The following is a 21,798-nucleotide window of genomic DNA, read 5'->3' on the forward strand; positions in this document are numbered from 1 at the left end:
ACTCCAACAGTAGGGGCCCCCGGATCGTTCCGGGGGCGCCCACGGTGAGCAGGCTGCTGCCGGCTACTTCTGGCTGGGCACCCGCACCTGGAGTCCGACGACCACCGGGTCGTGGTCGGACGAGGCGAACTGCGAGGTCGGTGGCCGCGCCGTAACCGACCAGATCGACGACGCCGGCTGGATTGGCGAGTTCGACCGACCCGGTCGTGCCGCTCAGGTTGGGGCTGGAGCAGGAGGAGTCCGGAGTCGGGAGTGCGACGCCATTGGTCGACCCGGCGAGCTGGACGAGGAAGAAGCCGCCCGGGGCGATCGATCCCGAGCCGATGGTGCAGGTCCCCCCGGGTGTTGCCGATGCTGCTCGAGTAGTACTTGAGAGTCCAATCCTTGAGGTCCACCGCCGCGGTGGAGATGTTGTGGAGTTCGACGAAGTCGTTGGTGAACGGGGCGCCGGAGTTCCCGCCGCCGCCGTAGACCTCGGAGATGAGGATGGTCGTGCTGGGGGCGGCTGTCGCGCTGGGGGACGCCGCGATCGCGCACTCCCCAGAACGAGACCGGCTATGGCCACGCTCGCGCGACCTCGGACTGCTGCGGGCATCAGGGTGTTCTTCCTCCAAAAGGTGACCGATGACGCGGTCAGGACGTCACCGGTGCGGACCCTTCTGAAGGTAGGCCCGGGATGCTGAACTCCGGACGGCGTAAAGGTAAGGAGTTGGCAAAGGATCCTGCTCGCCTAGGCTCAGGTCCATGTCGGCCCCCCAGGTGCTCGAGGTTCCCGGCCCCCACGGCATCCGTGAGGTACGGCTGAGCAGCCCCGACCGGCTCATGTGGCCCGATGCCGGCATCACCAAGGGCGACCTGGCGGCTTATGTGCTCGCGGTGGGGGAGCCGCTCCTGCGCGCCATCGGTGACCGACCGGTGACCCTGCAGCGGTTCCCGGAGGGCATCGAGGGTGAGGAGTTCTACCAGAAGAATCCGCCCAAGGGGATGCCCGAGTGGGTGCGCACGGTGAGTTGCCGTTATCCGAGTGGGCGGCGGCACGACCAGATCGTCGTCGACGAGTTGGCAACGGCCGTGTATGCCGTGCAGATGAACACGGTGACCTTCCATCCGTGGCCGGTCCGTGCCGACAACAACGACAACCCAGACGAGTTGCGAATCGACCTCGATCCCCAGCCCGGCCGTGGCTTCGCCGATGCCGTGGAAGCCGCATTTGCGTTGCGGGAGTTGCTTGCCGAGCTCGGGCTCACCGGGTGGGCGAAGACGAGCGGCAACCGGGGAGTGCACGTCTATGCCCGCATCGCGCCGACCCACGAGTTCCTCGACGTGCGTCACGGTGTCATCGGCATCGCCCGCGAGTTGGAGCGGCGGCTGCCTGATCTGGTGACCTCCTCGTGGTGGAAGGAGGAGCGCGGCGAGCGCGTCTTCGTCGACTTCAATCAGGCCTGCCGGGACCGCACCATTGCCTCTGCCTACAGCCCCCGGCCGCTGCCGGGTGCGCCCGTCTCGATGCCGGTGACGTGGAAGGAACTTCGGGTGGCGTCGCCGGCCGACTTCACGGTGCTGACAGTCCCCGAGATCGTCCAGGATCGAGGCGACGCGTGGGCCGGGATCGATGATGCGGTCGGTGAGGTGGCGGCGGCGATTGCGCTGTGGGACAGGGATGTCAACGAGCATGGGTTGGGTGAGCTGAACTTCCCGCCGGACTATCCGAAGATGCCGGGGGAGCCGCCCCGGGTCCAGCCCAGCAAACGCCGGCAGGACAAGGCGGACGAGGACTACATGGCCCCCAAGGCCGATCGCGATGCCGCCCTCCGCGAGGAGTGGGGTATGCCGCTCGTGCCGCCGATCCCGCCGATGCTCGCCAAGGCGGTCAAGGGTTTCGACGCCAAGGGGGTCAAGGACGCGGATGTCGTCTTCGAGCCGAAGTGGGATGGCTTCCGGTCGATCATCTTCCGCTCCGGTGACCGGGTGGAGATCGGTAGCCGCAACGAGAAGCCGATGACGCGCTACTTCCCCGAGGTCGTCGAGGCCGTGCTGGCCAACTTCCCCGCCAAGTGCGTTGTCGACGGCGAGATCATCGTGCAGCGGCCGGGGGAGGAGCGGCTGGACTTCGAGCTGTTGAGCCAGCGGATCCACCCGGCGGCCAGCCGGGTCAAGAAGCTGTCGATCGAGACACCGGCGCAGTTCGTCGCCTTCGACCTGCTCGCCCTGGGTGACGAAGACCTCATGGGTCGGCCCTTTGGGGAGCGACGCGCCCTCCTGGAGGAGGCATTTGCCTCTGTGCAGCCACCGATCCACCTGACCCGCGCGACACGTGAGGTCGACGAGGCGAAGTCGTGGTTCACGGAGTTCGAGGGTGCCGGGCTGGACGGTGTGATGGCCAAGCCCGCCGACACGGCCTACGAGCCCGACAGACGGGTGATGTTCAAGCTCAAGCACGAGCGGACCGCCGACTGCGTCGTCGCCGGCTATCGCACCCACAAGAACGACCCGCAGGCGATCGGTTCCCTGCTGCTGGGCATCAACGGCCCGGACGGTGACCTGCGCTCGGTCGGGGTCATCGGTGCCTTCCCGATGGCCACCCGTAAGGCGCTCTACGAGGAGTTGCAGGATCTCGTCACCGACTTCGACGACCATCCGTGGAGCTGGGCCAAACTCGAGGAGGGCGTGCGCACACCGCAGGCGGCCGGCGGCAGTCGCTGGGCTGCCGGCAAGGACCTGTCGTTCACGCCACTGCGGCCGGAGCGAGTCGTCGAGGTTCGCTATGACCACATGGAGGGCGTCCGCTTCCGCCACACCGCACAGTTCGTGCGGTGGCGCCCGGACAAGGATCCGGCCGACTGCACCTACGACCAACTCGAGGAGCCGGTCTCCTACGACCTCTCCGAGGTGCTCGGCGGCCCCGAGGGTGCGCGTGGCTGAGAGCCGGGCCCTGGGAAACCTGGGTCGTGCTGCTGTCGGTGCGGGGATCGCGATCGGGTCGGCATCGGCGGCCGCCGGCCTGGGGTCGTTGGCCGGGGCGGCCTATTTTGCGCGCAAGGTGCTCACCCCGGACCGTCGCCGCCCCGACGACGTCGTCATCACGTCGATCGGGCGCGATGTGGTCACCGTGTCCGCGACCCCGGACACGGTCGTTCCCGGTCGCTATGGACTGTGGCTCGACGGCGGTCTCGGCCATGCCAGGGTCGGCGACATCGTGGCCCACGACGTCGACCACGGCCAGGTGACCCGCACGGTGACCGCTGTCGACCGCGGCTTTCTCGCCCCGGGCCCGGCGCGCTGGAACGCGTACTACTGGGGTGCCCCTCCGGACGAGTCACTGGGCCTGCGCACCCACCACCTGTCGGTGCGTGGCGAGTTGGGCATCCTGCCGGCGTGGGTCGTCCCCCCGGCCGATCCTGCCCCCGGCGGTGGTGACCGGTGGGCGATCCTCGTCCATGGCCGCGGAGCGCGCCGCGAGGAGGCCTTGCGTGCGATCGGCCCCCTGCACGAGTTGGGTTGGACCGCCCTGGTGCCCAACTATCGCAATGACGAGGGCGTCGTTGCCGGCCCGGACGGCCGGTACAACCTCGGTCTGTCCGAGTGGCGCGACATCGAGGCCGCGATCGATCACGCGGCTCGCCTGGGCGCCCAGGAGATCGTCCTCGTCGGATGGTCGATGGGCGGGGCCATCGTCCTGCAATTCCTCGACCGTTCGCCATTGTCCCAACTCGTCGACGGCGTCGTGCTCGACGGGCCGGTCATCGACTGGGGAGACGTCCTGGCCCACCACGGCCGTTTGCACCATGTCCCGGACCCGGTCCTCGGCCTCTCGCGAGCGATGATGGGCCGACGCTGGGGCAAGCGGCTCGTCGGTGTCCACGACGTCCTCGACGTCGCCCAGACCGACTGGGTCAGCCGCGCCGACGAACTCACGCACCCCATGCTTCTCATCCATTCGGCCGACGACGAGTTCGTGCCGGTCGGCCCGTCCAGGGCTCTCGCGCACCGGCGACCGGACCTGATCCGCTACGAGGAGTTCACCGTTGCGCGGCACTGCAAGGAGTGGAACGTCGATCCACAACGCTGGGAGTCCGTCCTCACCGACTTCGTCGAGGGACTCAGCGGCTGAGCCGCCACAGAGTCATCAGGGAACCGTCCTCCTCCAGAACGTGCCGCAGGTCGGCGCGCCCGGCGAGGGCGCCACCGGGCGCGACGATCCGCAACGGATCACCCCCGACCAGCCGCGGCGAGACGGTCAGCGCGAGGTCGTCGACCAACCCTGCCGCGAGCAGGTCTGCGAAGAGGTGCGGTCCACCCTCGGTGAGCACCCGCGGCATACCCTCGGCCGCGCAGCGAGCCACGACCCCGGCGAGGTCGACCGCGTCGTCCCCGATCACCCAGACGTCGTCGCCCGCGCGACGTCGCGAGGACTCACACGTCGCGAGCACGACGCGAGTCCGGCTGTCCCGCAACCCTTCCGGCAGTCGGCCCCGTCGTGACACGATGATCAGGGGCTTGCGGGCCGGCCCATAGTTCTCCACCCGTGCCGTGCCCGCGCCAACCATGACGCAGTCGGCGAGCCGCCGGTTGGCGCTGAAGACACGCGCGTCGGCCGGCGTGTTGATCGAGCCGCTGAGACCGTCGGCACCCTGCGCCGCACCGTCGAGGGTTGAGACGAAGTTGGCCCGCAGCCACCGCGCCCGGGGGAAGGCGTAGAGCCGCTCGAGGGTCGCATCGGACACCGCGCCGGACGGTATGCCGCGCAGACGGGTGGAGAGGACTCGCATCGGCCCAGTCTGGCACCGGACCTGCAAGGATGCGGCCATGGCGAAGACGAAGGACAAGGGCAAGAAGTCGGCCAAGGACAAGACCCTGGACAAGACCGCGAAGTCGGCCAAGGCCAAGGCGGAGAAGAAGGGCAAGGAGGCGGCCGCCACGAACTGGACACAAACCCTGCGCGTCGCCCCTGGCTTCTCCTTGCTCGACCTGGACGCGGAGTCCACCCCCGGGTTTGCCGGTGACAAGGCGGCCGGCCAGTTGGCGCTCGAAGGTATCGACGAGCAACTGTCCGAGCTCCAGGAGCGGCTCTATGCCGAGAGCAAGGGTGATCGGAAGCGCTCGCTCCTGCTCGTGGTGCAGGGGATGGACACCTCCGGCAAGGGCGGGATCATGCGTTACGTCGTCGGCGCCTTCGACCCGCAGGGTGTCAAGCACACGGCCTTCAAGGCGCCGACCAAGGAGGAGCGTGCGCACCCCTTCCTCTGGCGGATCACCAACGCGCTGCCGCTGCCGGGGGAGATCGGTGTCTTCGACCGGTCGCAGTACGAAGACGTCCTCATCGTCCGGGTCCACGACCTCGTGCCCCGCACCCAGTGGTCGCGTCGCTACGCGCAGATCAACGCCTGGGAGAAGAAGGTCGCCGACTCGGGCACCACGATCGTCAAGATCATGCTGCACATCTCCAGCGACGAGCAGAAGGCGCGACTGGGGGAGCGGCTCGACCGTCCGGACAAGTACTGGAAGTTCAACCCCGGTGATCTCGATGAGCGCGCCTACTGGGCGGACTACATGCAGGCCTACCAAGCGGCCTTCGACAAGTGCTCCACCGACGTCGCCCCCTGGTTCGTCGTGCCCGCCAACCGCAAGTGGTACGCCCGATTGGCCGTCGCCAATCTCGTTCTCGAGCACCTCAAGGCGATGGACCCGCAGTGGCCGCCGGCCGACTTCGACGTCGAGGAGCAGAAGGCTCGACTGGCCGCGATGCCCTGACCGGGGGCGCGTCGTCGATCAGGCGGGGAGGAAGGCGCGGTCGACCAGTGCCCCGGCGTGCGCTGCACTCACCCCGGACAGGGTTCCGAAAGTGTGGCCGTGCTCGCCACCCAGTCGGGACGCGACGAAGGCGTCCGCGACGATGGCCGGCGAGTGCTGCACCAGCAACGCGGCCTGCAGGGTGATCGCCAGGTGCTCGACGAGCCGGCGTGCTCGAAGTTGCGCGTCGGCGCCGAGCGCCTCCGCGTGTGCCGACTCGACTCGGTCGATTGCGGCATCGAGGGTCGTGCTGTGCCCCCTGGCCAGGGCGAGTTCCTTGCCGAGCGCGGCCAGGGCCGCGGGTTGACGGGTGAGGGCGCGCACGACGTCGAGGGCGTTGACGTTCCCCGATCCCTCCCAGATCGAGTTCAGGGGTGCTTCCCGATAGAGACGGGCCAGACCGTTCTCCTCGACATAGCCCGCGCCTCCGAGGCACTCGAGCGCCTCCGCGACGACCGGTGGGGTGCGTTTGCAGACCCAGAACTTCCCGACCGCCACGCCGAGCCGTGACACGTCGGTGTCGCCGTGGTCGACGGCCGCCGCCAGCCGTAGCCCGAGCAGGGTGGCGGCCTCGGACTCGAGAGCCAGATCCGCGAGGACGTTCTGCATCAAGGGCTGATCGACAAGCCGCGCCCCGAAGGCCGACCGATGCCTGGCGTGCCAGATGGCTCGCGTCAGGGCGGCTCTCATCCCGGCAGCCGAGCCCAGGACGCAGTCGAGCCTGGTCGAGGCCACCATGTCGATGATCGTCCGGATTCCCCGGCCCTCCTCACCGACGAGGGTTCCGACCGTGCCCTCGAACTCGACCTCGCTCGAGGCATTGGACCGGTTGCCCAATTTGTCCTTGAGCCGCTGAACGGCGAAGCGGTTGCGCTCACCGTCGGGTAGCACGCGCGGGACGAAGAAGCAACTGGACCCGGACTCGGTGTTCGCCAGGACGAGGAAGGCGTCACTCATCGGCGCCGAGCAGAACCACTTGTGCCCGGTCAGCCGGTGCACGTCCCCGTCGGGGACCGCGACCGTGGTGTTGGCCCGGACATCCGAGCCGCCCTGCTTCTCGGTCATGCCCATGCCCATCGTCGCGCCCGACTTGGTCGCCAGGGGTGCCAGGGGCGAGTCGTAATGACGGGACGCGATGCGCGGCAGCACCTCGGCGGCGAGGGTGGGGTTCGAGCGCAGAGCCGGCGCCGCGGCATACGTCATGGAGATGGGGCAGAGGTGACCGGCCTCCGCCTGGGACCACAGGTGGAAGCCGACCGCGCGCCGCAGATGTGCAACCGAGCCGGTCGGCCGGGTCCAGGCCTCGGCGGTCAGGCCGTGCCCGATGGCCCGGGCCATGAGCCAGTGATAGGAGGGGTCGTAGTCGACCTCATCGATCCGCCGGCCGGTGCGGTCGTGGGTGCGCAGGATGGGCGTGTGCCGGTCGGCCCGGTCGGCGTGGGCCTGCGTCGGTTCCGCGTTGGCCAGACGCCCGAGACCGCCCAGATCGTCGGCATCGCGTGCATCGCCCCACCGTTGGATCGCGTCCACGAGCACGGGATCGGTCGCGAAGAGGTCGTGGCCGACGAAGTCGGGCACCTGATTCGTCACCTCGTGGGTCGCCATGGCACTGCGAGCCTACGGCCGTGTCCGGCCCGATGGGGCTCGGGGTGGCCGTTACCGTGGGTGCGTGGTGAGTGCGGGGGTGAGTCCGGCGCGCGCGGTGGCGCGCGAGTGGCTCGCGCGCGTCCCGTGGCTGGAGGCGCTGGCTCGTCTCACGCTGGAGACCATTCGTGTGTGCCTGCGGTACCGGGTGACCGGATTGGCCTCGGAGGCCGGCTTCTTCGCGCTCCTGTCGCTTCCGCCCCTCATCCTCGGGCTCTTCGGTGGGGTCGGCTACATCGGTCGGTGGTTGGGTCCGGTGACCGTGGATCAGGTGCGCAACGCCATCGAGACGTATGCCGCGCGCTTCCTCACCCCCGATGTCATCAATTCGACCCTCACCCCGACGATCGACGACGTCTTCGGGTCGGGCCGCTTCGAGTTGATCTCGCTGGGCTTCCTGCTGTCGATCTGGTCAGGGAGCCGTGCCCTCAACGTCTTCCTCGACACGATCTCGATCATGTACGGCCAGTCCGACGTGCGGGGGATCGTGCGCACCCGGGCACTGAGCCTGTTGCTCTACGTCGTGGCCCTGCTCATCGGGGTGCTCACCATTCCACTGGTTCTCATCGGGCCGACCCTGCTGGGTGAGTTGCTCCCCGATCGCTGGGACTTCCTCGTGCGGGCCTACTGGCCCGTGGTGTCAATCGTCACCGCGGCGAGCCTGACGAGTCTGTTCCATGTCGCGACACCGCAACGCAGTCCGTGGCTACGCGATGCGCCCGGTGCGGCCCTCACGTTGGTCATCTGGTTCATCGCGTCCTTCGTCCTGCGCGGGACGATCGCGGGCTCCTTGGGTGGTGAGAGCACCTCGATCTACGGCCCTCTCGCGGCCCCGATCGTCATCCTGATCTGGCTCTACTTCCTCGCCATCGCCGTGCTCATCGGTGCGGCGCTCAATGCGGCGATCCGCACCCTGTGGCCCTCACCGGAGACCCGAGGGCTGCGCGAGCGGGCGGCAGCCACCGTGCGGCGGCGGATGGTGCGCCGGGCGGCCGATGATCTCAGTGCTCCGGCGGACGACGATCCACTCTCGCTGCACGGGATCAAGGAAGCGGCCCGGCGACCGCTCACCCCGGTCGGGGGAGGCCGCACCCTGGAGGACGACCTCGCCGATGTGCACGAGAGCAGTGGGCCGCCGTCCTGATTTTGGAGAACGCTGCGCCGATGGGTTAATGTCTCCGAGCACGCCAGACGGGAAACCGGATGGATGCGCGGATGTAGCTCAGTTGGTAGAGCGCAACCTTGCCAAGGTTGAGGTCGCCGGTTCGAGGCCGGTCATCCGCTCGGAGGGTTTTGCCGCCCCCAATGGTGGAGTGGCCGAGAGGCGAGGCAGCGGCCTGCAAAGCCGCGTACACGGGTTCAAATCCCGTCTCCACCTCGAGTAGGACCTGACTCGGGCGATTGGCGCAGTGGTAGCGCGCTTCCTTGACACGGAAGAGGTCACTGGTTCAAACCCAGTATCGCCCACCATCTAACCGCAGGTCAGAGCCCCTTTCGAGGGGCTCTGGTCGTTTTCGAGAACATACGGGGAACAAGAAACAGCCACTTTTGGCCGCTCCTGACCCCGCGACGCCTCAGCGCCAGTTCCCTACGGGCTTAGCATCGATGAAGCGCTCGATCGACTCGACCTTGATCCGCAGCGTCTTGCGGCCGAGGCGTACGGCGTCGAACTGACCGTCGGCGATGTAGCGACGAACGGTCCGCGTCGACACAGCGAGCGCGGCGGCAGCGTCGGCGAGCGAGACGAGTCGACGGGAGATGGTGGCAGTCATGATGACCTCCTGGGTTCGCGACCGTCCGACGACGGCCTCACTCCCCCAAGGCCGCGGTCTGTACGCGAGTGGCCATGTATGGCGTGATGTTCCGGTCGCTCTTGGCCCATGTCGCTGGCGCCTTCCCGCGCGGCTGTTCGCCACAGGACGATCGCCGAACGGCTGTACGTGTCGGTCAAGACCGTCGCCAACAACGTATCGGCGGTCATGCTCAAACTCGGCGTCGAGGACCGCGCCGACGCCATCGCGATCATCCGAAGCCGCCGCACGGGGTGACATGGAGTCACCCCGTGACGGTCCGGCTCTCAGACGGAGAGGGCCGTCTTGTTCCGGCGCTTGGTTCCGAGCCGGTGGCCGAGGGCAAGCAGGCCGACGCCGATGAGCCCGATCGCCAGGCTGATCAGTCCGTACGACCAAGGGAATTCTCCGGGGATGAACACCTTGCTGCCGCCGAGGGTGTCGACCAGCAGGTAGACGCTCTGATAGGTGAAGGCCCACATCCACGCGAACCCGAAGATCACCCCGGCGGTCAACTGTGAGCGGAAGAAGAAGCCCAGCGGGAAGGCCAGCAGCACGCTGACCGCGGCGATCATCGGGTGCTCCTGGGGCCGGAGAAGGTGAGGACGAGTGCGGTCACGGTGACCAACACCATCGCAGCGACGAGCGCCTTGATGCCTGCGGGCACATCGACGAAGAACGCGGGCAGGGCCGAGATCGAACAGAGCACAATCGTGATGGCGGCCAGCCGCGCGGCGGCCCGGTTGTTCTTGACCCAGGCGAGGATGCCGGCGACGGTGCCGATGAGACCGAGTATCGATCCTGCCAGCAGGATGCCGAGCGGGGGCCCGGTCTCTACGTCCGGCGACGGACCGAGGGCGCTGGCGATGTTGCCGATCGACAGCAGGATCGTCAGCGCGAGGCCGACCTTGTTGAGCGGGCTCCATGCAGGGGGCGACTGGTGAGGGGCCATGGGGTTGCTCCTGACGGGTTCGCGTTGCGCCACGGCAGTGTCGGCGGCAGATGGCGGTCGTGGGTTCATTCAACTACTCCTTCGGTGACTTGGTGATTCGACTCCGACCCTTCGACTATGGGTCCTCGCCCATCACAAGCGCATCGACGCCTCGCCCCAATCTGCTCGGGAATGATCCCAGCCAAGCCGGGAACGCGGCCCCATGACGGCGACGGCTATCACACGGAACAATGGTGACCATGCCCCATCCCGACGGCCTGCTCCGGGTCGTGCTCGCCGACGACCATCCTGTCGTGCGAAGCGGGTTGCGTGCCCTGCTCGACTCACTCGGTGGCTACGAGGTGGTGGCCGAGGCAGGGAGCGGAGACGCCGCGGTGGCAGCCGTGCTCGAGCATCGGCCTGACGTTGTGCTTCTCGACGTGAAGATGCCCGATGGTGACGGCATCGACGCCACCCGCCGGATCAGAAGTGGCGTGCCCGAGACGGCGATCCTGATACTCACGATGTTCGATGACCGCGAGACGGTGCAGGCGGCAATGAGGGCAGGGGCGCTGGGCTACGTGCTCAAAGGCGCCGAGCAGCGCGACATCGACAGGGCGATCCGTGCCGTGGCGGCGGGTGAAGCGATCTTCGGGGCCGAGGTCGTGCAGGCGGTCGTTGACTTCTCCACCTCACCGTCGGCCACACCGTTTCCTGACCTTACGGTCCGTGAGCGCGAGGTGCTCGACCTGGTGGCGTCGGGTCATCGCAACCATGCAATCGCGGACCAGTTGTTCGTGTCACCCAAGACGGTCGCCAACCATGTATCGTCGATCTTCGCCAAGCTGGGCGTCACTGACCGCTCCGAGGCGATCGTGCGTGCACGGCGAGAGGGCTTCGGAGAACTATGAGCGAGCGACAGCGAGCGACCATCTGATGAGTGCCTGGCTGACGATGTCCGAGGCCGCGTTCGCTGTCACCACGTTGGTCTGTGGCGTCTGGCTGCTCCGCACCCGGTCTGCGACGGCCTCCGGCGCGCTGCTTGCTGCCACGGGTATCGGCGTGTTTGGCGTCATCGGCTGCGCGGCCAATGGAGCCACCCAAGCCGTCGACATCGGTCTGCGGATCACGCTCGGCGTTCTGCTGTCGCTCGCGGTGGCCTGCTATCCCCGTGTGCAAGCGGGCGTGATCTCGCTGACCCTGCTGAGCGCGGTCGGCCTTGCTGGCACTGTGATGGTGTTGGCGGCCCCGGCCGTTGCCTGGATGCCGCTGGCCATCGTCTTGTTCCTCCTGCTGGCGATCTGGTGGGCCTGGGAGAACGGGGAGGCCCACACCCGCCGTGCACTGATGTGGTCCACCACCGCCTGGCTCGGCGCTTGCCTTCTGATCGCTCTGGTGTCCTTCACCGGCGACGCCTTGGCCGGGACTGCTGTAGACCCAGGTCCGCTGGTTCCGCTGCTGGGCCTGTTCGGCCCGATCGCGATGGTCGTCGGGGCAGTAAGCGGTGACGTCGTCGATGTGCGCGGGATCGTTACGCCGCTAGTGGTCAACGCGACGGTCGTGGCTGTCTTCGTGGCGGTGACCGTCGGCGGGCTAGGCCTGGTGGAAGCCGACCGAGGCGGGCCGCTGCCGCTTGGTGTGGTGGCGTTGACCTGCGCCGGACTCGCGTTCGCGGTGCGCCCCTTGCAGGTCGTCCTGCGCGGTGTCGTGGACGAGGTGCTGTACGGAAAGCGCCCTGATCCGCTCCGTGCCGCGTCCAGTCTCGTGGGCGAGGTCGCGGACTCGCCGCAAACCGGACTCGACGCACTCCGTGAGGCGATGCTGTTGCCGTATGCCGCCATCGAGACCAGCGGACGTGTCGAGTTGCACAGCGGAACCCCCGTCGCCTACACACGCACTTTCGCGCTAACTAGCGCAGACCAGCCGGACACCCGCCTCATCGTGGGAGTGAGACCCGGTGATCTGCGGTTGTCCGCGGACGACGAGCAGGTGCTGCGCATCGTCACGCCGTTGTTCACCCAGACCTTGCGCGCCGGCCAGCTCGCTGAACGCCTTCGGCACTCGGTAGAGCGGGAGATCACGGCGGTCGAGGAGGAACGCAGACGGCTGCGCCGCGACCTGCACGATGGGATCGGGCCCCTGCTCAGCGGCGCGGCCTTCACCGCCGATGCGGCGGCCAATCGCGTGCAGGACTCCCCGACGGAGTCCTTTGCGCTGATCGCAGCCGTGCGTGGCGAGGTGACGGCGGCATTGGGAGAAATCCGCCGCATCGCCCTGGACCTGCGGCCACCCGCCCTGGACCAGCTCGGCCTCAACGGGGCACTTCGTCAACGCGCCGAGTCCACCTACGGAGCGGATGGCCGCCGGATCGAGGTCGGCGTCCAGATCGAGGCTGGGCCGCTACCGGCAGCCATTGAGGTCACGACTTACCGCATTGCCGTCGAAGCACTCACCAACGCCGCGCGTCACTCGCTCGCCCGGCAGGTGCGAATCAAGGTGACCGAAGACGGCAACACCCTGCGCATCAACGTCACCGACAACGGCGCGTCACCTGGCCCCTCTTGGGAGGCGGGTACCGGGCTCACCTCGATGCACGAGCGGGCCGAACTGCTCGGCGGCACGATCCACGCAGGACCGAGCCCCACAGGAGGCCGGGTCGAAGCGACCCTTCCTCTACCTCACTCTGCTACCCGCCGACCTTGAGGCGGGCGCGCTGCCGCTTGGAGATAACGACCGAAGCGGTCAGAAGCCAGAAGGGAAGCAGCAAGTAGGTCACCAAACCGCCTGGCGGGATTCCGGCGTTGCCGAGGGCGGCAAGCACGCCAAGAACGACGGACACGACGGCAAACCAGCGCGGCAGGACCGACCCTTGCCATCCAGCAAGACCGGTGGCGATGAAGGCCGTGGCCAAACCGATGCCCAGCCCCGCCCAGCCGAGGAACTCCGCGTAGCCCAACACGACAGCAGCAGCCTGATCGTCGGCATCCGCCGCGCCGTTGATGAGCGCCCACCCCCACACGATCATCTGCGAGATCGCGGCTACGATCCATCCCGCGGAGGCTACGGACGAGAAGACCGTGTCGGCGGACTCAGCCGAGCGAAGGTGATTGCGGGTGGCGGCGCTGAAGACGAGCAGCGCGATGCCCATTACGATCAGGCCAGCGGTGCGCTCTCCGAACACCCGCTCCAAGGTGCGCCGCTCCGGCCCTTCGACGTGCTGGGCCGCGGCCCATCGGCGCAGGTAACGCTTCTTCGTAGCCTCGCTGAGTGGCTTGAGTACCAGTCGCTCGAAGATGTCCGGGGCAGGCTCGGCCAGGCTGGATGAGTTCGGGCCTGGTGGTGACAACGATCCGCATGTTCCCCGGCCGCGCCTGAGCCCACCGGGTCGTGAACTCGTCGATCTCGCGGACCACCTTCTCGCGTAGACCCGCGGATGCGACCTCATCGAGCCCGTCGAGGAAGACCTGGGTTGGATACCTGTCCAGGATGGCGCGAACGTCGTCGACACCGATGTCGTGCCCGGGTGCTGCGTACCCGAAGTGAGCAACCAAGAACCGCTCCATACCGATCTACGCGCGCTGCTTCACCTTTTCGCGCCGTCTGTGCTCGCGTACGGGTCATGGCCACCGATCCACTCTGCGTAGTGGGCGAGGTCGATGCGGATCGCGACCCGAAGGTCCGCGGTCTCATCCGTGGGCAGAGACTCCTTGCGTTCGGCGAGCTGGTGGCGCCCGATGCCCCCCCGGCACGGTGCACCTGGCACACGTACTGCGCGATCGTCGACTTGCCCTGCCCGGGCACGCCCTCGATCAACGGCTGTCGGGACGTCGCGCTCGCTGCCTGGCGCCGAGTGGCCTTCACTCGTTGACGTCCCGCAGTGGTCTCAGTTGCGGGACGTCAACGACATGCGGAGTCAGCGTGGTGCCGAGGCGCCAGGGCCAGGCGACGGCGTCCTCCTTGGCGTCGAACGTCGTCGGAGCTCGATACAGCCGGCCGTCAGGGCCGGTGTACGCCGCGCGATAGCGGCCGGATTCACACCGCTCGATCCGCCCGAAGCCGCGCCGGGCGATTGAAGATTCCCGAGCCATCTTCTGTCCCTCCAGTGTCGCCTTTCGGGGAACATACGGGGAACATAGACGTCAGATTCTGTCCGAAGATGTCTCGATCTGTCAGGCGTCACAAGATCCCGAAAATGCCCTCTGACCTGCGAGTTTACGTCAGAGCGAGTATCGCCGACGAGACCACGACAAACCCGGCTCTCAAAAGTTCAAACCCAGTATCGCCCACCAGAAGGAACGGCCCCTGACCAGCGGAAACGCTAGACAGGGGCCGTTCCCTCGTCTCGGTGCATCGCGCGCTGCCGTGGGGGAGGGTTTGGCCGTGCCCCGGCACGGGAGAACCCACCCCGAGAGTGACGGCGGCCGCCATTAGGGTGAACGAATGGCCGCTCCGCGCTCGTATCGCCCGTCGCCGGGCGAGATCCCGGTCGATCCGGGCGTGTATCGCTTCCGGGACGACGTCGGACGGGTCATCTATGTCGGGAAGGCCAAGTCCCTGCGACCGCGCCTGTCGTCCTACTTCCAGGACACGGCCGCTCTGCATCCGCGAACCCAGCAGATGGTGCGCACCGGCGCGAGCGTCGAGTGGACCGTCGTGCGCACCGAGGTCGAAGCGTTGCAGTTGGAGTATGCGTGGATCAAGGAGTTCGATCCGCGCTTCAACGTCAAGTATCGCGACGACAAGTCCTACCCCTATCTCGCCGTCACCCTCGGGGAGGAGTTTCCGCGCGCCCAAGTGATGCGTGGCGCAAAGCGCAAGGGCACTCGCTATTTCGGCCCCTTCGCCCACGCCTGGGCGATCCGGGAGAGCCTGGATCTGGCGCTGCGCGTGTTCCCGATGCGCACCTGCTCTGCCGGCGTCTTCCGCCGAGCCGGCCAGGTCGGGCGACCCTGTCTGCTGGGCTACATCGACAAGTGCTCGGCCCCATGTGTGGGCCGGATCGATGCCCATCACCACCGGGCGATCGCCGAGGACTTCTGCGACTTCATGGCGGGGGACAGCGCCCGTTTCGTCAAGCGACTGGATGTGGAGATGCGTGCGGCCGCCGCGGACCTCGACTTCGAGCGGGCGGCGACCCTTCGCGACGACATTGCGGCACTGGAGCGGGTGCTCGAGAAGTCCACGATCGTCCTGCCCGACGGCACCGACGCTGATGTCTTCGGCATCGAGGACGACGAGTTGGAGACTGCCGTGCAGGTCTTCCATGTGCGCGGCGGTCGGATCCGGGGCCAGCGCGGCTGGGTCGCCGAGAAGGACGCCGAAACGACTCCCGAGATCATCGGGCACCTGCTCCAAGAGGTCTACGGCGCCGACGGCGATGACGAGATCCCCCGCGAGGTGCTCGTGCCCATCGAGCCCGAGAACAGGCCGACCCTCGAGGCCTGGCTCAGCGGTCGCCGTGGCTCGACAGTCCGGATCCGGGTCCCCCAGCGGGGCGACAAGCGGAGACTGATGGAGACCGTGACCCGCAATGCCACGCAGAGCCTGGCCCGGCACAAGGTCGCCCGCGCCGGGGACCTCACCGCCCGCAGCCAGGCGCTCCAGCAACTGCAGGAGTACTTGGGCCTGGAGGACTCACCACTGCGCATCGAGTGTTTCGACATCTCGCACGTCCAGGGGACCCAAGTGGTCGGCTCGATGGTGGTCTTCGAGGACGGATTGCCGCGCAAGTCGGAGTATCGGCGTTTCATCGTCCGAGGTGAGGACGAGACCGGCCGCACCGATGACACGGCTGCGATGCACGAAGTGTTGGGACGGCGGCTCCACCGCCTGGCCAAGGAGCGGGACCAGCACGCCCTCGACGAGGAGACCGGCAAGCCGGCGCGCTTTGCCTATCCACCCAACCTCATCGTCGTCGACGGTGGCCTTCCCCAGGTCAATGCGGCACAGGCGGTGTTGGACGAGAAGGGGGTCGTCGACGTCACGGTCGTCGGGCTGGCGAAACGGCTCGAAGAGGTCTGGGTCCCGGGGGAGGACCATCCGCTGGTGCTGCCACGTAACAGTGAGGGTCTCTATCTCCTCCAGCGTGTCCGGGACGAAGCGCACCGGTTTGCCATCACCTTTCATCGCCAGCGGCGCTCCAAGGCCATGACCGCGAGCGCGCTCGACGGCATACCCGGCCTGGGTGAGGTCAAGCGCAAGGCCCTGCTCAAGGCGTTCGGCTCCGTGAAGAAGATGAGGGCCGCCACTCCTGCAGAGCTCGCCGAGGTTTCCGGCATCGGGCCGACGCTCGCGGCGATCATTGCGGCAGAGTTGTCATCCACGGGCAGCGTGCCCGCCGTCAACATCACGACCGGGGAGGTGCTGGACGATGAGTGACGATCTGGTCCCGCACGACTCGACCGAGTTGCTGCTCGTCACCGGCATGAGCGGGGCCGGGCGCAGCACGACCGCAAACGTGCTGGAGGACCGCGGCTGGTACGTCGTCGACAATCTGCCGCCGCAACTGCTCCCCGCCCTGGTCATGCTCGGGGAGCAGGCGCGCCGGCGAGGGGTGGCGCTCAAACTCGCGGCGGTCATCGACGTCCGGGCCAAGCAGTTCTTCGACGAGCTTCACAACGCGCTGGTCACCTTGGAAGAAGGTCCGTGGCGCCCGCAACTGTTCTTTCTCGACGCCACCGACGAGGCCCTCGTCCGGCGCTTCGAGAGCGTGCGTCGACCGCACCCTCTGCAGGGCAGTGGACGCCTCCTCGACGGTATCCAGGCCGAGCGAGAGCTGTTGCGCGAGTTGCGAACCCAGGCAGATGTGGTCCTCGACACCTCGGGTCTCAACGTGCACCAGTTGGCTCGCAAGATCGGTCCGATGGTCGGCGATGACAGCGGCTCCAGACTCCGCATCGCCGTCATGTCCTTCGGTTTCAAGTACGGCATCCCCCTGGACGCCGACTTCGTCTTCGACCTGCGATTCCTCCCCAACCCCTTCTGGGTGCCCGAGCTGAAGGCGCTGACTGGGCAGGACGAGCCGGTCAGTCACTATGTGCTGACCCAACCGGGGGCCGAGGACTTTCTCGATCGGACGGTGGCACTCCTGGAGACCGTCGTCGAGGGCTACCTGAACGAAGGCCGCCGCTACGCGACCGTCGGCGTCGGCTGCACGGGTGGCAAGCACCGCAGCGTCGCGATTGCCGAAGCGTTGGCCCAGCGTCTGGGGAGCGGTCGAAGGAGCACCTTTGTCGTCCACCGAGACCTGGGGCAGGAGTGAGACCGCATGCCGTGGCCGCCCTCGGGGGCGGCCACGGGCTGGCATCCACGCTCTCGGCACTCCGCTTCATCACCGACGACATCACGGCCATCGTCACAGTGGCCGACAACGGTGGATCCAGCGGGCGCCTGCGCAGCGAGTTCGGGGTTCTCCCGCCCGGTGACCTCCGCATGGCCTTGGCAGCACTGTGTGACGAGAGCGAGTGGGGGCACACCTGGCGTGACGTCCTCCAGCACCGGTTCGACGGCGACGGTCCCCTCGCCGGGCACGCTGTCGGCAATCTCCTCATCGTGGCCCTGTGGGAGCTGCTCGACGACCCGGTGGCCGGGCTCGATCTGGTCGCCCGGCTGCTCAGGGCCAACGGTCGCGTCCTGCCCATGGCAGCTGTGCCGCTCGACATCGAGGCCGACGTCACCGGCCTCGACGACGCGGACCCGGGACGCGTTCACGTCGTGTCCGGGCAGGCGGAGGTCGCGACCACGGCGGGCAGAGTCCAGCAGGTGCGGTTGGTGCCCCAGGCCCCGCCGGCCTACCCGGAGTCGGTGGCAGCCATCAGGTCGGCCGACTGGGTGATCCTCGGACCCGGGTCATGGTTCACCTCGGTGATGCCCCACCTGCTCGTCCCGGACCTGCAGGAGGCTCTTTCCGTCACGCGGGCCCATCGCCTGCTGATCCTCAACCTCGAGTCCCGAACGACGGAGACGGCGGACTTCACGGCGGCTGGTCACGTTGACTCCTTCGCCCTGAACGCCCCGGGTGTGCGGCTCGATGTGGTGCTTGCCGACCCCTCGGCCACCGACGACCTCGATGAACTCGAGGCCGCCTGCCAGCGGGTGGGAGCAACCTTGGTGTTGGCCCCCATGTCAGCACGCGACCGCGTCGGGGTGCACGATCGATTGCGCTTGGCTGCTGCCCTACAGGACATCATGGCTCAGCCGCCGACCACCCCGCGCGGCGTGGCAGGATGACCGCCATGGCGATGACGGCTCGGGTCAAGGACGAGCTCAGCAGGCACCAGGTGACCAAGCCGTGTTGCCGCAAGTCCGAAGTCGCGGCGACCCTGCGTTTCGCCGGTGGCCTGCACCTGATCGGCCGCCAGGTCGTCGTCGAGGCCGAGTTGGACACCGCCAACGCAGCACGTCGGCTGCGTCGTGAACTGATCGAGCTCTACAACCTGACGCCCGAGGTGTTGGTGCTCGCGGCCAGCGGTATCCGCAAGTCCTCACGCTATGTCGTGCGGGTCGTCGAGGGTGGTCCGGACCTCGCGCGACAGACCGGTCTGGTCGACCGGGAGGGTCGCCCGGTGCGCGGACTTCCGCCTCGCGTCGTCGCCGGATCCGATTGCGATGCCGAGGCCGCGTGGCGTGGAGCGTTCTTGGCGCACGGTTCACTGACCGAGCCGGGGCGCTCCTCCGCATTGGAGGTGACCTGCCCCGGTCCGGAGGCTGCACTCGCCCTGGTCGGCGCCGCCCGACGGCTCGGGATCGCGGCCAAGGCCCGTGAGGTCCGGGGGATCGACCGTGTCGTCATCCGGGACGGCGACGCCATCGGCGCCATGCTCACCCGGCTGGGCGCGCACGACGCAGTTCTGGCCTGGGAGGAGCGGCGCATGCGGCGCGAGGTGCGCGCGACCGCCAACCGGCTGGCCAACTTCGATGACGCGAACCTTCGCCGCTCGGCCCGCGCGGCAGTGGCGGCGGGCTCGCGGGTGCACCGCGCGATGGAGATCCTCGGCGACGAGATCCCCGATCACCTGCGACAGGCGGGCACCCTCCGGCTGGAGCACAAGCAGGCCAGCCTGGAGGAACTCGGTCAGTTGGCCGACCCACCCATGACCAAGGATGCCGTCGCCGGCCGCATCCGACGCCTGCTCGCGATGGCCGACAAACGAGCCGCCGACCTCGGCGTCCCGAACACCGAGGCCAACCTGACTGCCGACATGCTCGAGGACTGAGGAGCCCTCAGGGGTTACCGGCCCGTACTTCGGACCGGGATGCTCTCGTCCGAGCCTCAGGGATAGGATCAAACCGGTTACACGGCGTTGCCGACCGGTGACGCCAGAGCACTCTCATCGGAAGGCAACACTGACGTGACTGTCCGCGTAGGCATCAACGGATTCGGCCGGATCGGCCGCAACTTCTACCGGGCCGCGATGGCCTCCGGCGCCGACATCGAGATCGTGGCCGTGAACGACCTCACCGACAACAAGACGCTGGCCACGCTGCTCAAGTACGACTCGGTCCTGGGGCGCCTCGACGGTGAGGTCACCTTCGACGACGACTCGATCTCGGTCGACGGCAAGTCCTTCAAGGTCTTCGCCGACCGCGACCCGGCCAACCTGGACTGGAAGGGCGTCGGCGCCGACATCGTCATCGAGTCGACCGGCTTCTTCACCGACGCCTCGAAGGCCAAGGCCCACATCGACGGCGGCGCCAAGAAGGTCATCATCTCCGCCCCGGCCAAGGGCGAGGACGCGACCTTCGTCATGGGTGTCAACCACGGCGACTACGACCCGGAGAAGCACCACGTCATCTCCAACGCGTCGTGCACGACGAACTGCCTGGCACCGATGGCCAAGGCTCTCAACGACGAGCTCGGCATCGTCAAGGGCCTCATGACCACGATCCACGCCTACACCGGCGACCAGAACCTGCTCGACGGCCCGCACAAGGACCTCCGTCGCGCCCGCGCCGCCGCCCTCAACATCGTGCCCACGACCACCGGCGCCGCCAAGGCCGTCGCCCTCGTGCTGCCCGAGCTCAAGGGCAAGCTCGACGGCTACGCCCTGCGCGTGCCCACCCCCACCGGCTCGGCCACCGACCTCACCTTCGAGGCCAGCCGCGAGACCACGGTCGAGGAGGTCAACGCGATCGTCAAGAAGGCGGCCGAGGGCTCCCTCAAGGGCTTCCTCAAGTACTCCGAGGACGCGCTCGTCTCCATGGACATCGTCACCGACCCGGCGTCCTGCATCTTCGACGCACCTCTGACCAAGGTCATCGGCAACCAGGTCAAGGTTGTCGGCTGGTACGACAACGAGTGGGGTTACTCGAACCGTCTCGTCGACCTGGTCAACCTCGTCGGCAAGTCCCTCTGAGGACGCTGGCGACCAATGAGTGATATCGCCTCGCTTGGCGACGTTCGTGGCAAGCGCGTCCTCGTCCGGTCCGATCTGAACGTCCCGCTCAAGGACGGCCAGATCACCGACGACGGTCGGGTGCGGGCGAGCGTGCCGACGATCAAGGCCCTCACCGAGGCGGGCGCACGCGTGATCGTGTGCGCCCACCTCGGGCGGCCGTCAGGCACCGGTTTCGAGGAGAAGTACTCCCTCGCCCCCGCCGCTGCGCGTCTCGGTGAGCTGCTCGGGCAGCCGGTCACCCTCGCTGGCGACACCGTGGGGGAGAGCGCCCAGGCTGCCGTCGAGTCGATGGCAGACGGCGACGTCGTCATGCTCGAGAACCTCCGCTTCAATGCAGGGGAGACCGCCAAGGTCGACGCCGACCGGGCCGAGTTCGCCGACGCCCTCGCTGGTCTCGCCGACGCGTACGTCTCCGACGGTTTCGGCGTCGTGCACCGCAAACAGGCCTCCGTCTACGACGTCGCCACCCGGCTGCCGTCTGCCATGGGGGGCTTGGTCAAGGCCGAGGTCGACGTCCTGCGTCGCCTCACCGAGGACCCTGAGCGTCCGTATGCCGTGGTGCTCGGGGGCGCGAAGGTCGCCGACAAGTTGGCTGTCATCGACAACCTCTTGGGCAAGGCCGACCGCCTCCTCATCGGTGGCGGCATGCTCTTCACCTTCCTCGCGGCCCAGGGTCACGAGGTCGGCAAGAGCCTGCTCGACGCAGACTCCATCGATGCCTGCAAGGGTTACCTGCAGCGGGCCGAGGAGACCGGCGTCGAGATCGTCCTGCCGACGGACATCGTGTGCGGCAGGGAGTTCAGCGCCGACACCGAGACTACCGTCGTGCCGGCGGACGCCATCCCGGCGGACATGATGGGCCTGGACATCGGCCCCGAGAGCGCCGCGGCCTATGCCGCGAAGCTCGCCGACGCCCGCACCGTCTTCTGGAACGGACCGATGGGTGCCTTCGAGATGGCTCCGTTCGCGGCCGGCACAAAGGCCGTCGCCCAGGCCCTCGTCGACGCCACGAGCGCCGGCGCGTTGACTGTCGTCGGTGGCGGTGACTCGGCGGCCGCCGTGCGGCAACTCGGCTTCGCCGACGACCAGTTCGGTCACATCTCGACCGGCGGTGGCGCGTCGCTGGAGTACCTCGAGGGCAAGGATCTCCCCGGGATCTCGATCCTCAACGGCTGAGCCCAACCCCTCCCTCCCCCCTTGCGTCCGGCAAGTTGACGGCATACCAACCACCTTGCCGGACGCAAGG

General features: G+C 67.9%; 20 protein-coding genes, 3 tRNA genes and 1 pseudogene. 16 read left to right on the forward strand and 8 right to left on the reverse strand.

What is annotated here, in order from left to right; translation table 11 throughout:
* Positions 1-371: 371 nt before the first annotated feature.
* A pseudogene (locus tag BN10_RS18280) lies at positions 372-614 on the reverse strand (lamin tail domain-containing protein); the annotation flags it as partial.
* Positions 615-744: 130 nt separating this feature from the next.
* On the opposite strand from BN10_RS18280, the gene BN10_RS16395 reads away from it, so the two are divergent.
* Together BN10_RS16395 and BN10_RS09215 are read left to right on the forward strand one after the other, a co-directional pair.
* Positions 745-2,922, forward strand: a complete 2,178-nt coding sequence (locus tag BN10_RS16395; protein ID WP_010850974.1) for an ATP-dependent DNA ligase — start codon at positions 745-747, stop codon at positions 2,920-2,922.
* Positions 2,915-4,111: an alpha/beta hydrolase family protein gene (locus tag BN10_RS09215; protein ID WP_010850975.1), complete on the forward strand. Its 1,197-nt coding sequence runs from the start codon at positions 2,915-2,917 to the stop codon at positions 4,109-4,111. Before BN10_RS16395 ends, BN10_RS09215 begins: the two co-directional genes overlap by 8 nt.
* Here BN10_RS09215 and BN10_RS09220 read toward each other — a convergent pair.
* On the reverse strand, positions 4,101-4,769 hold the full coding sequence (locus BN10_RS09220; RefSeq protein ID WP_010850976.1) for a dihydrofolate reductase family protein: 669 nt from the start codon (positions 4,767-4,769) through the stop codon (positions 4,101-4,103). The two genes, BN10_RS09215 and BN10_RS09220, sit on opposite strands and share 11 nt — an antisense overlap.
* A gap of 37 nt (positions 4,770-4,806) precedes the next feature.
* Here BN10_RS09220 and BN10_RS09225 point away from each other — a divergent pair, with 37 nt between their 5' ends.
* Entirely contained in the window at positions 4,807-5,751 is a 945-nt protein-coding gene (locus tag BN10_RS09225) for a polyphosphate kinase 2 family protein (RefSeq protein WP_010850977.1), read from the forward strand.
* A gap of 18 nt (positions 5,752-5,769) precedes the next feature.
* Here BN10_RS09225 and BN10_RS09230 read toward each other — a convergent pair whose 3' ends face one another.
* A complete protein-coding gene (locus tag BN10_RS09230) occupies positions 5,770-7,395 on the reverse strand; it encodes an acyl-CoA dehydrogenase family protein (protein WP_010850978.1) in 1,626 nt (541 codons plus the stop codon).
* Positions 7,396-7,459: 64 nt separating this feature from the next.
* Here BN10_RS09230 and BN10_RS09235 point away from each other — a divergent pair, with 64 nt between their 5' ends.
* The 4 genes from BN10_RS09235 to BN10_RS09250 all read left to right on the forward strand — a co-directional run bounded on the left by BN10_RS09235 (position 7,460) and on the right by BN10_RS09250 (position 8,904).
* Positions 7,460-8,578, forward strand: a complete 1,119-nt coding sequence (locus BN10_RS09235) for a YihY/virulence factor BrkB family protein (protein WP_010850979.1) — start codon at positions 7,460-7,462, stop codon at positions 8,576-8,578.
* 67 nt (positions 8,579-8,645) lie between these two features.
* Positions 8,646-8,718, forward strand: a tRNA-Gly gene (locus tag BN10_RS09240).
* 23 nt (positions 8,719-8,741) lie between these two features.
* A tRNA-Cys gene (locus BN10_RS09245) sits at positions 8,742-8,812 on the forward strand.
* Positions 8,813-8,829: 17 nt separating this feature from the next.
* A tRNA-Val gene (locus BN10_RS09250) sits at positions 8,830-8,904 on the forward strand.
* A 104-nt stretch (positions 8,905-9,008) separates the two neighbouring features.
* Here BN10_RS09250 and BN10_RS09255 read toward each other — a convergent pair.
* Complete coding sequence (locus tag BN10_RS09255; protein ID WP_010850981.1) at positions 9,009-9,206, reverse strand: helix-turn-helix domain-containing protein; 198 nt, start codon at positions 9,204-9,206, stop codon at positions 9,009-9,011.
* A 108-nt stretch (positions 9,207-9,314) separates the two neighbouring features.
* On the opposite strand from BN10_RS09255, the gene BN10_RS16400 reads away from it, so the two are divergent.
* Positions 9,315-9,482, forward strand: coding sequence for a LuxR C-terminal-related transcriptional regulator (locus tag BN10_RS16400; protein WP_010850982.1), 168 nt, complete (start codon positions 9,315-9,317; stop codon positions 9,480-9,482).
* A gap of 29 nt (positions 9,483-9,511) precedes the next feature.
* Here the strand turns inward: BN10_RS16400 and BN10_RS09260 are convergent, their stop codons facing one another.
* Positions 9,512-9,799 (reverse strand): hypothetical protein, encoded by a 288-nt coding sequence (locus BN10_RS09260; RefSeq protein WP_010850983.1) that lies wholly within the window; start codon positions 9,797-9,799, stop codon positions 9,512-9,514.
* Positions 9,796-10,176, reverse strand: coding sequence for a hypothetical protein (locus BN10_RS09265; protein WP_010850984.1), 381 nt, complete (start codon positions 10,174-10,176; stop codon positions 9,796-9,798). Before BN10_RS09265 ends, BN10_RS09260 begins: the two co-directional genes overlap by 4 nt.
* Positions 10,177-10,415: 239 nt before the next feature.
* Between BN10_RS09265 and BN10_RS09270 the strand changes: the two genes are divergently transcribed.
* Positions 10,416-11,066 (forward strand): response regulator transcription factor, encoded by a 651-nt coding sequence (locus tag BN10_RS09270; RefSeq protein ID WP_010850985.1) that lies wholly within the window; start codon positions 10,416-10,418, stop codon positions 11,064-11,066.
* 25 nt (positions 11,067-11,091) lie between these two features.
* Positions 11,092-12,858, forward strand: coding sequence for a sensor histidine kinase (locus BN10_RS09275; protein ID WP_010850986.1), 1,767 nt, complete (start codon positions 11,092-11,094; stop codon positions 12,856-12,858).
* Here BN10_RS09275 and BN10_RS17775 read toward each other — a convergent pair.
* On the reverse strand, positions 12,842-13,345 hold the full coding sequence (locus BN10_RS17775; protein ID WP_233354296.1) for a hypothetical protein: 504 nt from the start codon (positions 13,343-13,345) through the stop codon (positions 12,842-12,844). The genes BN10_RS09275 and BN10_RS17775 overlap by 17 nt on opposite strands.
* 667 nt (positions 13,346-14,012) lie before the next feature.
* Entirely contained in the window at positions 14,013-14,243 is a 231-nt protein-coding gene (locus tag BN10_RS09290) for a hypothetical protein (protein WP_010850990.1), read from the reverse strand.
* Between the two features lie 352 nt (positions 14,244-14,595).
* Between BN10_RS09290 and uvrC the strand changes: the two genes are divergently transcribed.
* From uvrC to BN10_RS09320, 6 genes are all read left to right on the forward strand, one after another.
* Positions 14,596-16,533, forward strand: a complete 1,938-nt coding sequence (uvrC, locus tag BN10_RS09295) for an excinuclease ABC subunit UvrC (protein ID WP_010850991.1) — start codon at positions 14,596-14,598, stop codon at positions 16,531-16,533.
* Positions 16,526-17,416 carry an RNase adapter RapZ gene (gene rapZ / locus BN10_RS09300; RefSeq protein ID WP_010850992.1) on the forward strand — a complete coding sequence of 297 codons (891 nt, stop codon included), beginning with the start codon at positions 16,526-16,528 and terminating at the stop codon, positions 17,414-17,416. Before uvrC ends, rapZ begins: the two co-directional genes overlap by 8 nt.
* 11 nt (positions 17,417-17,427) lie before the next feature.
* Entirely contained in the window at positions 17,428-18,384 is a 957-nt protein-coding gene (locus BN10_RS09305; RefSeq protein WP_010850993.1) for a gluconeogenesis factor YvcK family protein, read from the forward strand.
* Positions 18,385-18,389: 5 nt separating this feature from the next.
* Entirely contained in the window at positions 18,390-19,370 is a 981-nt protein-coding gene (whiA, locus tag BN10_RS09310; RefSeq protein WP_040751350.1) for a DNA-binding protein WhiA, read from the forward strand.
* A gap of 135 nt (positions 19,371-19,505) precedes the next feature.
* A complete protein-coding gene (gene gap / locus BN10_RS09315) occupies positions 19,506-20,510 on the forward strand; it encodes a type I glyceraldehyde-3-phosphate dehydrogenase (protein WP_010850995.1) in 1,005 nt (334 codons plus the stop codon).
* Between the two features lie 15 nt (positions 20,511-20,525).
* Complete coding sequence (locus BN10_RS09320; protein WP_010850996.1) at positions 20,526-21,728, forward strand: phosphoglycerate kinase; 1,203 nt, start codon at positions 20,526-20,528, stop codon at positions 21,726-21,728.
* The last annotated feature ends 70 nt before the right edge of the window (positions 21,729-21,798 follow it).

Origin of the sequence: Phycicoccus elongatus Lp2 (genome assembly GCF_000367525.1) — a bacterium.
GTDB lineage: Bacteria > Actinomycetota > Actinomycetes > Actinomycetales > Dermatophilaceae > Phycicoccus_A > Phycicoccus_A elongatus.

What these genes read in the sequence shown, in the direction of transcription:
- BN10_RS09275 (WP_010850986.1), top strand. Translation starts at nt 11,092, where the DNA reads ATGAGTGCCTGGCTGACGATGTCCGAGGCCGCGTTCGCTGTCACCACG.
- BN10_RS09265 (WP_010850984.1), bottom strand. Translation starts at nt 10,176, where the DNA reads ATGGCCCCTCACCAGTCGCCCCCTGCATGGAGCCCGCTCAACAAGGTC.
- BN10_RS09260 (WP_010850983.1), bottom strand. Translation starts at nt 9,799, where the DNA reads ATGATCGCCGCGGTCAGCGTGCTGCTGGCCTTCCCGCTGGGCTTCTTC.
- BN10_RS09225 (WP_010850977.1), top strand. Translation starts at nt 4,807, where the DNA reads ATGGCGAAGACGAAGGACAAGGGCAAGAAGTCGGCCAAGGACAAGACC.
- BN10_RS09255 (WP_010850981.1), bottom strand. Translation starts at nt 9,206, where the DNA reads ATGACTGCCACCATCTCCCGTCGACTCGTCTCGCTCGCCGACGCTGCC.
- rapZ (WP_010850992.1), top strand. Translation starts at nt 16,526, where the DNA reads ATGAGTGACGATCTGGTCCCGCACGACTCGACCGAGTTGCTGCTCGTC.
- BN10_RS16395 (WP_010850974.1), top strand. Translation starts at nt 745, where the DNA reads ATGTCGGCCCCCCAGGTGCTCGAGGTTCCCGGCCCCCACGGCATCCGT.
- BN10_RS09320 (WP_010850996.1), top strand. Translation starts at nt 20,526, where the DNA reads ATGAGTGATATCGCCTCGCTTGGCGACGTTCGTGGCAAGCGCGTCCTC.
- BN10_RS09230 (WP_010850978.1), bottom strand. Translation starts at nt 7,395, where the DNA reads ATGGCGACCCACGAGGTGACGAATCAGGTGCCCGACTTCGTCGGCCAC.
- uvrC (WP_010850991.1), top strand. Translation starts at nt 14,596, where the DNA reads ATGGCCGCTCCGCGCTCGTATCGCCCGTCGCCGGGCGAGATCCCGGTC.
- BN10_RS16400 (WP_010850982.1), top strand. Translation starts at nt 9,315, where the DNA reads ATGTCGCTGGCGCCTTCCCGCGCGGCTGTTCGCCACAGGACGATCGCC.
- BN10_RS09270 (WP_010850985.1), top strand. Translation starts at nt 10,416, where the DNA reads ATGCCCCATCCCGACGGCCTGCTCCGGGTCGTGCTCGCCGACGACCAT.
- BN10_RS09290 (WP_010850990.1), bottom strand. Translation starts at nt 14,243, where the DNA reads ATGGCTCGGGAATCTTCAATCGCCCGGCGCGGCTTCGGGCGGATCGAG.
- whiA (WP_040751350.1), top strand. Translation starts at nt 18,390, where the DNA reads ATGGCGATGACGGCTCGGGTCAAGGACGAGCTCAGCAGGCACCAGGTG.
- BN10_RS09220 (WP_010850976.1), bottom strand. Translation starts at nt 4,769, where the DNA reads ATGCGAGTCCTCTCCACCCGTCTGCGCGGCATACCGTCCGGCGCGGTG.